Source organism: Sphaerisporangium krabiense (assembly GCF_014200435.1).
Taxonomy (GTDB): domain Bacteria; phylum Actinomycetota; class Actinomycetes; order Streptosporangiales; family Streptosporangiaceae; genus Sphaerisporangium; species Sphaerisporangium krabiense.
In genome coordinates this window covers 2105421-2117672 of sequence record NZ_JACHBR010000001.1, presented here as the reverse complement: position 1 = coordinate 2117672, position 12252 = coordinate 2105421, and the positions used below count along the sequence as shown (strand labels likewise).

Sequence of the window (12252 nt, the reverse complement as noted above, 5' to 3'; positions counted from 1 at the left end):
TTAGAGTTCGCCGAGGACGCCGGCGGACCGGGGGAGCCGTGGTCCGGTCGGCGTCTGTGGGACACGGGGAGGATGCGGTGGTTTCGAGGGCCACGGCCGGCGGCGCCGACGCGGTGGAGCTGTTGCAGAGCCTGCGCAGGGTCGCGGCCAGCGTCAACTCCGACCTCAAGCTCGACAGCGTGCTGCAGACGGTGGTCGACGCCGTCTGCGACCTGACGCCGTGGCAGATCTGCTGGATCGACGTCGTGGACGTCGCCGCGAACCAGGCCGAGGTCGTCGCCCGGCGCGACAAGCTGGAGTACAGCGCCGCCGGGCGGCAGACCCGCTGGACCCTGGACGGCATCCCCGCCCTGGACGCGGTCACCGGCGACGAACCCGTCGTGATCGCCGACGCGCAGAACCAGCGGCGCTACCCCGCGTACGCGGCGGACGCCCGGCACCGGGGCTACGTGTGCGGCGTGGTGCTGCCGCTCAGCACGGGGGACGTCGACGGGCGGCCCATGGTGCTGTGCGTCCAGAGCGACCGCAACCTGACCGACGACCCGCACCAGCTGCCGTTCCTGCGCACGGTGGCCGAGCTGGCGTCCCTGGCGGCCCGCAACGCGCGCCAGGCCGCGGCGGCCCAGGCGGCCGTGACCACGATGGCGCGCGGCCAGGCCATGCAGGCGTCGGTGCTCGACGCGCTGATCAGGGGGCAGAGCTCGGCCGCCGTGTACGACCTCGTCCAGTCCATGACCGGCGAGTCGATGACGATCCTGGACGGCGACGCGCGGGTGGTCTACAGCGGTGTCAGCCCCGACCCGGGGGCGTACGACGCCGCCGCGTGGGCCGCCGTCGCCGGTGACGTCGCCCGCGCCGCGGTCGAGGCCGCCGCGCTGGACCGGCACGAGCAGGCCGTGCCGCAGAGCCCCGTGCGCATCGGCGCCCTCGGCGAGCGGGACGTGTGGCTGCGCGTCACCCAGGTGCTCGACGGCGTGAACGTCCTCGGCACGGCCGTGTTCCTGCGGACGTCCGCCGCGGCGTACGAGCCGGCCCACCCGCCGTTGTCCCAGCTCCGCTCCGCCGTCACGGCGGTGCTCATGCGCGACCTGATCCGCCACCAGACCGAGCAGGACCTGGGGGTGGGCGTCATCGACCCGCTGCTGTCGGGCGAGTGGACCCGCCGCGAGGACCTGCTCGTGCGCGCCTCGTCGCTGGGCCTGCCGCTCGGGCGGCCCATGCACCTGGTGGCCGTGCGGGCGCGGCCGGCGCCGGCCGCGGCGGAGTGGGAGTCGCTGATCCGGTCGCTCCGGCCGGTGATCGGCCAGTGGCAGGGGGCGCTGACGGTCCGGGCCGGCGCCGGGCTGGCCGTGCTGGTCCCGGCCGAGTCGGTTCCGGACGGGCAGCGGCTGACGCACGGGCTCAACGCGGTGCGCGCCCGGGCCGAGCAGGTGCTCGGCAGGGACGTCACGGTCGGCTGGGCGGGCCCGTGCGTGGAGCTGGAGCAGTATCCGCGGGCCTGGCGCGAGTGCGGGCTGGCGGTCGAGCTGGCCGAGCGTCTCCGGCAGTACGGGGTGGTCCACCTCGACGACTTCGGCGCGTACCGCTTCCTGCTGGCGGCGTCGGCCGCCGAGGACGTCGACGACTTCATCGACAAGATCATCGGGAGGCTGCTGGCGTACGACCGCGAGCACCGCACCCAGCTCCTGGAGACCGCCGAGCGGTTCGTGTCGTGCGGCGGCAAGTACCAGGAGACCTCCGTCAAGCTGCACGTCCACGTCAGCACGCTGCGGTACCGCCTGGACCGGATCACCGAGCTGATCGGCCGCGACCTCGGCGACGAGGAGGCCCGCTTCGAGATCATCCTCGCCACCCGCCTGCACCGCCTGAGGTCCGCCTCCCTCCAGCCCCCGTCCGTGCAGGGCCCGGCCGCCGACTGATCCGCCGGCCGGCACGGTCAGGTGGTCGTCGTGAGCGGCTCGGAGTGGGCGGGGGTCGTGCGGCGGGCGTGGTGGACCCGCCACAGGGCGACGAGCGACAGGACGGTGGCGAGCGCGATGGTCGCGCCCATGACGCGGCTGTCGGTGCCGACCAGGGACGCCAGCGGGGCGACGGCCGCGCCCACCAGGAACTGGCTGGTCCCGATGAGGGCGGAGGCCGAGCCCGCGGCGTGCCCGTAGGGGATCAGGGCGAGCGCCGTCGTGTTGGCCCCCATGCCGCCCATGCCCACCATGACGATCCACAGCGGGACGAGCAGGACGACGAGGCCGGCATCGGCGAGGGCGGCGCCCACGACCCCGGCCGCGGCCACGCACATCATCACGAGCTGGACGGTCAGCAGCCGCTCCGGCCCGAACCGGGAGACCAGCGCCCCGTTCACCTGGCTGCCGAGCACGAGCCCGACCGCGTTGACGGCGAAGACGAGGGAGAACCCCTGCGGGCTCACGCCGTACTCCTGGCGCAGCACGAACGAGCTCATCGAGATGTAGGTGAACAGCGAGGCGCTCTGCAGCCCGCCGATGATCAGGTAGCCCCGGAAGACCGGGTCGGCGAGCAGCCCGCGCAGCGACAGGAAGGTGCCCGCCGCCCCGCCGCGCTGCCGCAGGTGCGGGGGATGCGTCTCGCGCAGCACGAGGACGCAGCCGAGGAGGATCAGCACGGAGATCGCGCCCAGCCCCACGAACAGGCCCCGCCAGTCGGTGAAGCGCAGGATCTGCCCGCCGAGCAGGGGCGCCACGATGGGGGCGACACCGGTGATCAGCATGAGGTGTGAGAACGCCTTGGCGGTCCTGTGTCCCTCGAACATGTCCCGCACGATGGCCCGGGCGATCACCACGCCCGCGGCCCCGCACAGGCCCTGGAGGAGCCGCAGGACCAGCAGGACCCAGATCGAGGTGGACAGCGCGCAGAGCACCGAGGTGATCGTGAACAGGATGACCCCGATCAGCAGGGGCCACCGCCTGCCGACGCGGTCGCTGAGCGGCCCGGCGACGAGCTGGCCCACGGCGAGGCCGACCAGGCAGGTGGAGATCGTGAGCTGGGCGAGCGAGTCGGAGGTGCCGAGCACCCTCGCCAGGTCGGGCATGGCCGGCAGGTACAGGTCGATGGCCAGCGGGCCGAACGCCGTGAGCGACCCGAGCACGAGGAACGTCCCGATCCAGAGCCGTTCCCCGGCGCCTCGCGTCGGCATGGCCGTCATTCATCCTCCTGGGCGTATCGCGTCGGACGGCCAAGCCCTCTCGGTGCGCGGATCACGCGCGTGCGGCCTTGGACGTCCCTTGCCGCAATTTTTGCCTGATATGCGCAATTGATGATGGTCTGTTCCGGCATGTGGACCGGCGACGGGCCGGCGCGGCGGTCGCTTCGGGGGAACGGCGACGTTCCGCGATCCGGGGAGGACGGGTGACCGGATATGGCGATGATGATCAGCCGTTATGCCGTTGAGCCGTTGAGGCTACGGTGTCGTGATCGGAAGTGCTTGCCCGTAATTGTTTGGGCTGAAACACTCCTGTCTCTCGCCTTGCCGTGCGCGGGTCAGGCACAGCGGCCTTTCTCGAACCACAGCACCTCCAGGACCTAAGGAGTGGTGGCCGTGCCCCGATTCCGGTACACCCGTCGTCTTCCGGCCGCGGTGGCCGCCATCGGTTCGACACTCGCCCTCGCGGCCTGTGGCGGCGGCCCGGCCACGGAGGGGGTGGCGTTGAGCGCGGCCGCCAACCAGCTCGACCTCAACGCCGACCTGTCCAAGCAGACGCCGCTCAACATCACGATCTGGGAGAACTACAGCCCCAAGGACCTGCCGCAGCGGGTGAAGGACCGGCTCGGCTTCGACGTCAAGATCGTGCTGCACGACACCAACGAGATGGCCGTGGCCCGGGTCACCAACACGATCGGCACGCCGAGCGACGTCGACGTGGCGTTCGTCTCCGGCCAGTACGCCCAGGCGATGAACGACCAGGGCTGGCTGGCGCCGATCCACCCCGAGCTGATCCCGAACCTCGCCAACCTCTACCCCGAGGCGTCGCAGCTCTCCTTCGACAAGGGCAACAAGTTCTCGGTGCCCTACACCTGGGGCACCACGGGCCTGTGCTACCGCACGGACATGGTGAAGACCCCGCCCACGAGCTGGAACGACCTGCTGAACCCCGCGCCCGAGCTGCGGGGCAAGGTGACGATGATGACCACCGAGCGGTGGCTGGCCCTGCCCGCGCTCAAGGCGCTCGGCTACTCCATCAACACCACCGACGACAAGCAGCTCGCGCAGGCCAAGGACGTGCTGCTGAGGACCAAGAAGTCGCTGCTGGCCTACGACGACACCACCTTCGCCGAGCGGCTGGAGAAGGGCGAGGCCGCGATGGTCGAGTCGTTCGACGGCCGGTGCCCGACCCAGAACCCCAAGATCAAGTTCGTGGTGCCCAAGGAGGGCAGCGACCTCTGGGCGAACACCATGGTGATCATGAAGTCGTCCAAGAAGAAGGAGGCGGCGCACGCCTTCATCAACTACATCCTGGACCCGGCCGTCCACAGCTGGGTGGCGGAGAACATCCTCAGCAAGGTGCCCAACAAGGCGGCCATGGACCTGGTCGCCAGGAACGACCCGGACCTGATCGACAAGAACCTTCCGCTGCAGATGACCCCGGCGGAGCTGCTCCAGGGCGAGACGATCAACGACGTCGGCGACGCCGCGTCCAAGTACAGCCGCCTCGCCACCGAGATGACGGTGCACCAGTAGCCACGGCCCCGGGACGCCGTGCGGGCCTGGCCCGCCGGCGTCGCCCGGTCAGTAGTAGCCCTTCCGGCCGTCCAGCAACTCGGTGATCACGTCCAGGTGGCCGGCGTGCCGGGCGGTCTCCTCGACCATGTGGATGACCATCCAGCGCAGGGACGCGGCGGCCGAGCGGTAGTCGGGGTGCCTGCCCACCTCGTCCAGGGAATGGGCGGCCACGATCTCGTTGGAGACCGCGCACTGGCGCTCGTACTCGTCGAGCAGCCGCGCGAGCGGCACGCCCTCGGCCCGCATGTCGGCGTCCTCCACGTTCTGGTCGAACTGGGGGTTGTCGTCGGCGGAACGGCCCAGGAACAGCACCTCGAACCAGCCGTGCTCGGTCCAGCGGGCGTGCGAGACGATCCCCGCCACCGTCATGAGAGGGCTGTCCGGCAGGAGGGGACGGTGCGCGTCCTCCTCCGACAGCCCCTCGCACTTCCACTGGAGGATCGCGCGCTGCATGTCGAGCCAGCCGAGGAGCTGCGTGCGCTCGTCGGCCACCAACGGAGGACGTACTCGCGGAAGACTCACGCCTGCCGACGTTACGCCGACGGGCGCACCGTCGCACCACCTTTACGCCGGGCCGAATCCGGAGCGGCCGGCGTCGCGGGTCGCGTTCAGAGCAGGTAGCGCAGCCACAGGTACGGGACGACCAGGGCGACGGTGACCGTCGTGACGATCAGGCCGTATCTGGTGAAGTGCCAGAAGCCGATCGGGGTCCCGTTGCGCGCGGCGATGCCGAGCACCACCACGTTGGCCGCCGCGCCCACGGCGGTCGCGTTGCCGCCGAGGTCCGCGCCGAAGGCCAGCGCCCACCACAACGACCGATGCCCGCCCGCCTGGACCAGGTGGTCCACGATGGGGCTCATCGTGGCCACGTAGGGGATGTTGTCCACGATGGCCGACAGCGCGGCCGACACGCCGAGCAGGCCGATCGTGGCGACCTCCGGCCGTCCGGCGGTGGCCGACGCCGCCGCCGTGGACAGCGTGCCGATCACCCCGGTCTCGACCAGGGCCCCGACCATGACGAACAGGGCGGCGAAGAACACCAGCGTCGGCCACTCCACCTCGGCGACGGCCTGCTCGGCGCGCACCTCGGTCACCGCGACCAGCACCCCCGCCCCCAGCAGCGCGACCACCGACGGCTCGTAGTGCAGCACCGGGTGCAGCACGAAGGCCACCAGCACCACCGCCAGCACGGACAGCGACCGCCGCAGGAGCCGCGGGTCGGCGATGGCCGCCCGTTCGTCCAGCGCCATGACGGCCGCGGCCCGCGCGGGATCGTGGCGGAGCGCGCGCCCGAACATCAGCCGGCACAGGACGACGAACACCGCCAGGAGCACGACGACCATCGGCGCCACGTGCGCCAGGAAGTCGTTGAAACTCAGGCCGCCCCTTCCGGCGATGATGATGTTGGGCGGGTCGCCGATCAGCGTGGCCGTGCCGCCGATGTTGGACGCCATGACCTCGGCGATCAGGAAGGGCGCCGGGGGGACGGCCAGGCGTTCGCACACCACGAACGTCACGGGCGCGACCAGCAGGACGGTGGTGACGTTGTCCAGCAGCGCCGAGGCCGCGGCGGTGATGAGCACGAGCAGCGCCAGCAGCCGGAACGGCCGCCCGCGGGCGCGCTTGGCGGCCCAGATGGCCAGGTACTCGAACACGCCGGTCCGCCGGAGGACCCCGACGATGACCATCATGCCGAGCAGCAGGAAGATGACGTTCCAGTCGATGCCGGCGTGCGGGGAGAAGAACGCCGCCGTGGCGTCGGTGGCGCGCAGGGCCAGCATGACCCCCGCGCCGCCCAGCGCGGCGGCGAGCCGGTGGATCCTCTCGGTGGCGATCAGCGCGTAGGCGGCCAGGAACACCGCCACGCTCGCCCAGGCGAGGACGCTCACGCCGCGAGCGCGGGGGAGGTCCGCGGGATCGGCCGCGGTCGGTCGTGGGCCATCAGGGGAGAGTCGGCGAGGGGATCGCGGGCGCGCAAGACACGTTCCTCATATCGGCAGGGGGCAACGACCGCCGACCAGACTTCCCGGCACACCTGTCGGCAAGGTATCAGGCAGGCGTGCGCGCACACGAGACCCGCCCCGCCGCCGCCCAGCCGACGCACGCGATCGTCCGGCGGACGGCGAGCGTCAAGAGGACGTCAACGCGCGGGCCGGTGCGGCTGTCCGGGCGCGCGGGCGGGACACGCTCACGTGCGGGCCGGGGCCCGATGAGGTAATCGCGAACACGACCGCCGTTTGCGGCGATCGGGCGCGGGAACGGCCCGAATGGGTCGCTGGACACCGCGAAGCACGACAGCGGACAGGACAAGAGATCGCGGATCGGGTGCGCGTTCCTCCGCCCGGCGGCCGACCGGCGGGGACGCGCCAGGCCGGAGTCCATCATGATCGATCAGCACACCTGGCTGAAGAACGCCGACGACGCCCTGGTGTCGGCGATCGGCGGTGTCACGGGCGCCGTCGCCGACCCCAAGGGCGGGCTGCGGCGCCTCAGGTCGTCCCTCGTCTCGCCGAGGACCTCCGTCCTCGGCGCCGGGATCGCGCTGGCCTACGTGCTCGGCCGGCGTCGCGCGCACCGGGCGGCGGCCCGCCGCCCCGGCCCGGCCGAGCGGGCCGGGGAACGGATCTCAGGAGGCCGAGCGTGAAGGAAATCGTCGGAGAGAGCCTGGCCAGGCGCCTGGTGGAGTGGGGAGTCGACACGATCTTCGGTCTCCCCGGCGACGGCATCAACGGCCTGATGGAGGGTTTCCGCCGCCAACGCGAGAAACTCCGCTTCGTCCTCGTGCACCACGAGGAGGCGGCCGCCTTCATGGCGACCGGCTACGCCAAGGCGACCGGCAGGCTCGGCGTGTGCGCCGCCACCTCGGGACCCGGCGCCATCCACCTGCTCAACGGCCTGTACGACGCCAAGCTCGACCACGTGCCCGTCCTGGCGCTGACCGGGATGCAGGAGACGTCGGTCCTCGGCACGTACTACCAGCAGGAGGTCCACCTCGACCGGCTCTACCAGGACGTCGCGGGCTACAACCTGATGATCACCAACCCGCGGCAGCTTCCCGGGGTGGTCGACCTCGCCGTGCGGACCGCGCTGTCGCGGCGCACGGTGTCCCACCTGACCTTCCCCAACGACGTCCAGGTCGCGGCCGTGACCGAGGACCCCTACCGGCACGTCGGCCCCGGCAGCCCGCCGGACAGCCTGCCCACCTTCTCGCGGCCGCCGCTGCGGCCCGCCGAGGAGGACCTGGCGCGGGCGGCGGAGGTGCTGAGGGCGGGCGAGCGCGTCGCGATGCTCGTCGGCGTCGGCGCCCGGCACGCGCGCGGGGAGGTGCTGGCGGTGGCGGAGCGGCTGGCCAGCCCCATCGTGAAGACCCTCCCCGGCAAGCTCGTGGTGCCGGACGACCACCCGCTGACCACGGGCGGCCTCGGCCTGCTGGGCACCGCGCCCAGCGAGGAGCTGATGGAGGAGTGCGACACCCTGCTCATGGTCGGCACCTCGTTCCCGTACGGGAAGTACCTGCCGCCCGACGGCCAGGCGCGGGTGGTGCAGATCGACGACGAGCCCAGCCTGGTCGGCATGAGGCGGCCGACCGAGGCGCCGGTCGCGGCGGACGCCAAACTGGCGCTCCAGCAGCTCCTGCCCATGCTGGAACCCGCCTCCGACCGGTCGTTCCTGACCAAGTACCAGCGCAAGATGGACGCCTGGCGGGCGGACATGAAGGCGCTGCAGAACCCGTCCCGCGACCCGATCGCCCCGCAGTACCTCATCTCGTGCGTCGACGAGGCCGCCGGCGACGACGCCGTTCTCACCTGCGACTCCGGGACCATCGCCACCTGGGCGGCGCGGCACTGGACGATACGCGGCGGCCGGGAGTTCTACCTGTCGGGCAACCTCGCCACCATGGCGCCGGGGCTGCCGTACGCGATCGCCGTCCAGCACGCCTTCCCCGGCCGGCAGGTCATCGCGTTCGTGGGAGACGGCGGGTTCGCGATGCTGATGGCCGACTTCCTGACCGCCGTGCGGCACGAGCTGCCCATCAAGGTCGTGATCAACAACAACAACTCCTACGGGCAGATCCTCTGGGAGCAGATCATCCTCGGCTATCCCGAGTACGCCGTGCGCCACCGGCAGCCGGAGGCCGACTTCTCGTCCTGGGCGCGCGGGTGCGGCGCGTTCGGCGCCAAGGTGAAGGAGCCGGGGGACCTGCCGGACGCGATCCGGCGGGCGTTCGCCCACCCGGGGCCCGCGCTGGTGGACTGCGACGTGAACCCGAACGAGCCGCCGATGCCGGGCAAGGTCAAGTACGAGCAGGCCAAGGCCTTCACCGAGGCGTTCCTGCGCGGCCAGCCGCACAAGGCCGCCATCCTCGCCACGGTCGCCCGCGACAAGATCAGCGAGCTGCGGTCATGAGCGCCGTCACCGAGCGCGCTCCGGGCCTGACCGGACGCCGTCCCGCGCCCGCGGCCCCGGTCGACGTGGCGGCGCTGCGGCGCGACCTGGAGGCCGCCGTACACGGCGAGGTGCGGTTCGACGCCACCATGCGCGGCGCCTACTCCACCGACGCGTCCAACTACCGGCAGATCCCCCTCGGGGTGGTGTGCCCCCGCACCGTCGAGGCGGCCGTCGCGGCGGTGACGGTCTGCCGGGCGCACGGGGCCCCGCTGCTGTCCCGCGGCGGAGGGACCAGCCTGGCGGGGGAGTGCGCCAACACCGCGGTCGTGCTGGACTGGTCCAAGCACTGCCACCGGCTGCTGGACGTCGACCCCGATAACAGGACCTGCCTGGTCGAGCCCGGCATCGTCCTGGACACGCTCAACGCGCGGCTCGGCCGGTACGGGCTGGAGTTCGGCCCGAGGCCCGCCACGCACGACCACTGCACGATCGGCGGGATGATCGGCAACAACTCGTGCGGCTCCACGGCCCAGCGGACCGGCAAGGTCGTGGACAACCTCGTCGAGATGGAGGTGCTGCTCTACGACGGCACCCGCATGTGGGTCGGCGAGACCGGCGAGGAGGAGTACGCGGCGATCCAGCGGCAGGGGGGCCGCCGGGCGGAGATCTACGCGCGGCTGCGCGAGCTCCGCGACGCCCACCTGGAGCAGATCCGCACGCGCTATCCCGACATCCCGCGGCGCGTCTCCGGCTACAACCTCGACAGCCTCCTGCCGGAACGCCGCTTCAACGTCGGCCGGGCCCTGGTCGGCTCCGAGGGGACCCTCGTGGTCGTCCTGCGGGCCAGGCTCATGCTCGTGCCCGTCGTCAAGGCGCGCACGATGATCTACATCGCCTATCCCGACATCGCGGCGGCCGCGGACGCCGTCCCGGCGATCCTTCCTCACAAGCCCATCGCGCTGGAGGGCATCGACGACAAGCTCATCAACTTCGAGCGGATGAAGCACCTCAATCCCGAGGCCGTGTCCAAGCTCCCCCCGGGTGGCGCGTGGCTGCTCGTGCAGATGGGCGGCGAGGACAAGGACGACGCCGACCGGGCGGCCGACGCGATGCTGGGCGACCTCGGCAAGAGCCGTGACGGCTCCGGCGTCGGATACTTCGACGACGAACGGCTCGAAGAGGAGATGTGGCTCATCCGCGAGTCCGGGCTCGGCGCCACCGCGCGCGTCCCCGGGCTCGCCGACACCTGGCCCGGATGGGAGGACTCGGCCGTCGCGCCGGACCGGCTCGGCGACTACCTGCGCGACCTGCGGGCGATCTACGAGCGGTACGGCTACCAGCAGGCGTCGTTGTACGGGCACTTCGGGCAGGGCTGCGTGCACACCCGCATCCCGTTCGAGATGACCACCGCCGCCGGCGTGGCCAGGTTCCGCTCGTTCATGGAGGAGGCCGCCGACCTCGTCGTCTCCTACGGCGGTTCGCTCTCCGGGGAGCACGGCGACGGGCAGGCGCGCGGCGAGCTGCTGCCCAAGATGTTCGGCGAGGAACTGGTCCACGCCTTCGGGCGACTCAAGACGATCTTCGACCCCGGCGACCGGATGAACCCGGGCAAGGTCGTGAAGCCCTACCCTCTGGACGGCTTCCTGCGCCTGGGCGTCGACTACAACCACGGCGACGTGGCGACCCACTTCAAGTACCCCGACGACGAGGGAAGCTTCGGGCGCGCGGTGCTGCGCTGCGTCGGGGTGGGGAAGTGCCGCCGCGAGCACGGCGGCGTCATGTGCCCCTCGTACATGGTCACCCGCGCGGAGGAGCACTCCACCCGCGGCCGGGCCCGGCTGCTGTTCGAGATGCTGGACGGGTCGGCGCGGGGCGGCGCGGTGACGGAGGGCTGGCGGTCCGAGGCCGTGCACGAGGCGCTCGACCTGTGCCTGGCCTGCAAGGGATGCAAGTCCGACTGCCCGGTGAACGTCGACATGGCCACCTACAAGGCCGAGTTCCTGTCCCACCACTTCGCGGGACGCCTGCGGCCCCGCGCCCACTACTCCATGGGATGGCTGCCCGTCTGGGCCGCCCTCGCCGCCCGTGCCCCGCGCCTGGTCAACGTCCTGGCCCACGCCCCGATCCTGGGCCGGCTCGGCAAGGCCGCCGCGGGCGTCGACCGGCGGCGCGAGCCGCCGCTGTTCGCGCCGCGGACCTTCCAGGACCGGTTCGCCCGCCGCCGGCCGGGAGGCGACGGGACGCGCGGCGAGGTGCTCCTGTGGCCGGACACCTTCAGCAACCACTTCCACACCGACGTCGCCGACGCCGCCGTCGAGGTCATGGAGTCGGCAGGGTGGCGCGTCCGGGTGCCGCGCCGTGCCCTCTGCTGCGGCCTGACGTGGATCTCCACCGGCCAGCTCGTCACCGCCAAGCGGGTGCTGCGCCGCACCCTCGCCGAGCTGAGGCCCGCCATCCAGGCCGGTCTTCCGGTGGTCGTGCTGGAGCCGAGCTGCGCGGCCGTCCTCAGGGGCGACGCGCCGGAGCTGTTCCCCGACGACGAGGACGTCCAGCGGCTGAGCCGGCAGACGGTGACCCTGGCCGAGCTCCTGCACGACCACACCCCGGGGTGGCGGCCTCCCCGGGTGCCCCGGTCGGCGCTCGTCCAGGTGCACTGCCACCAGCACGCGATCCTCCAGCACGGGGCCGACGAGGCGCTGCTGCGCGCGGCGGGCGTGGACGCCCACGTGCTCGACTCCGGGTGCTGCGGGCTGGCGGGGAACTTCGGGTTCGAGCGCGGGCACTACGAGGTGTCCGAGGCGTGCGCGGAGCGGGTCCTGCTGCCCGCGGTCCGGGACGCCGACCCGTCGGCCGTGATCCTCGCCGACGGGTTCAGCTGCCGGACCCAGCTCGAACAGAGCGACGCGAACGGCCGCACGGCCGTCCACCTCGCCCAGCTCCTGCGGGCCGGGCTGCGCGGCGACCAGGGCGGCTCGCCCCGCCCGGAAGAGACCTTCGCCGCACGGCCGAGGCGTCCGTCCGTGGCGGCGCGCGCCCTGGCGTCCGCGGGAGCGGCGGCGGCGATCGCCGCGGGGCTGGCGCTCGGGGTCAGGCGCGTCCTGCGGGGCTGA

General features: G+C 72.3%; 8 protein-coding genes. 5 read left to right on the top strand and 3 right to left on the bottom strand.

Going from position 1 to position 12252, the window contains the following annotated elements:
- Nucleotides 1-77 precede the first annotated feature (77 nt).
- Nucleotides 78-1919, top strand: coding sequence for a helix-turn-helix domain-containing protein (locus tag BJ981_RS39080; protein ID WP_184609862.1), 1842 nt, complete (start codon nucleotides 78-80; stop codon nucleotides 1917-1919).
- A gap of 17 nt (nucleotides 1920-1936) precedes the next feature.
- Here the strand turns inward: BJ981_RS39080 and BJ981_RS09125 are convergent, their stop codons facing one another.
- Nucleotides 1937-3178, bottom strand: coding sequence for a multidrug effflux MFS transporter (locus BJ981_RS09125; RefSeq protein ID WP_184609860.1), 1242 nt, complete (start codon nucleotides 3176-3178; stop codon nucleotides 1937-1939).
- Between the two features lie 393 nt (nucleotides 3179-3571).
- Here BJ981_RS09125 and BJ981_RS09120 point away from each other — a divergent pair, with 393 nt between their 5' ends.
- Nucleotides 3572-4711 carry a polyamine ABC transporter substrate-binding protein gene (locus tag BJ981_RS09120; RefSeq protein WP_184609858.1) on the top strand — a complete coding sequence of 380 codons (1140 nt, stop codon included), beginning with the start codon at nucleotides 3572-3574 and terminating at the stop codon, nucleotides 4709-4711.
- Between the two features lie 48 nt (nucleotides 4712-4759).
- On the opposite strand, the gene BJ981_RS09115 is transcribed toward BJ981_RS09120, so the two are convergent.
- Together BJ981_RS09115 and BJ981_RS09110 are read right to left on the bottom strand one after the other, a co-directional pair.
- Nucleotides 4760-5275: a DinB family protein gene (locus BJ981_RS09115; RefSeq protein WP_184609856.1), complete on the bottom strand. Its 516-nt coding sequence runs from the start codon at nucleotides 5273-5275 to the stop codon at nucleotides 4760-4762.
- 86 nt (nucleotides 5276-5361) lie between these two features.
- Nucleotides 5362-6642 (bottom strand): ArsB/NhaD family transporter, encoded by a 1281-nt coding sequence (locus BJ981_RS09110; RefSeq protein WP_184609854.1) that lies wholly within the window; start codon nucleotides 6640-6642, stop codon nucleotides 5362-5364.
- A gap of 494 nt (nucleotides 6643-7136) precedes the next feature.
- Here BJ981_RS09110 and BJ981_RS09105 point away from each other — a divergent pair, with 494 nt between their 5' ends.
- From BJ981_RS09105 to BJ981_RS09095, 3 genes are read left to right on the top strand one after another with little or no spacing between them, the layout of a single operon-like run.
- On the top strand, nucleotides 7137-7397 hold the full coding sequence (locus tag BJ981_RS09105; protein ID WP_184609852.1) for a hypothetical protein: 261 nt from the start codon (nucleotides 7137-7139) through the stop codon (nucleotides 7395-7397).
- Nucleotides 7394-9160, top strand: a complete 1767-nt coding sequence (locus tag BJ981_RS09100) for a thiamine pyrophosphate-dependent enzyme (protein ID WP_184609851.1) — start codon at nucleotides 7394-7396, stop codon at nucleotides 9158-9160. The genes BJ981_RS09105 and BJ981_RS09100 overlap by 4 nt, the downstream gene beginning before the upstream one ends.
- Nucleotides 9157-12252: an FAD-binding and (Fe-S)-binding domain-containing protein gene (locus BJ981_RS09095; RefSeq protein WP_184609849.1), complete on the top strand. Its 3096-nt coding sequence runs from the start codon at nucleotides 9157-9159 to the stop codon at nucleotides 12250-12252. Before BJ981_RS09100 ends, BJ981_RS09095 begins: the two co-directional genes overlap by 4 nt.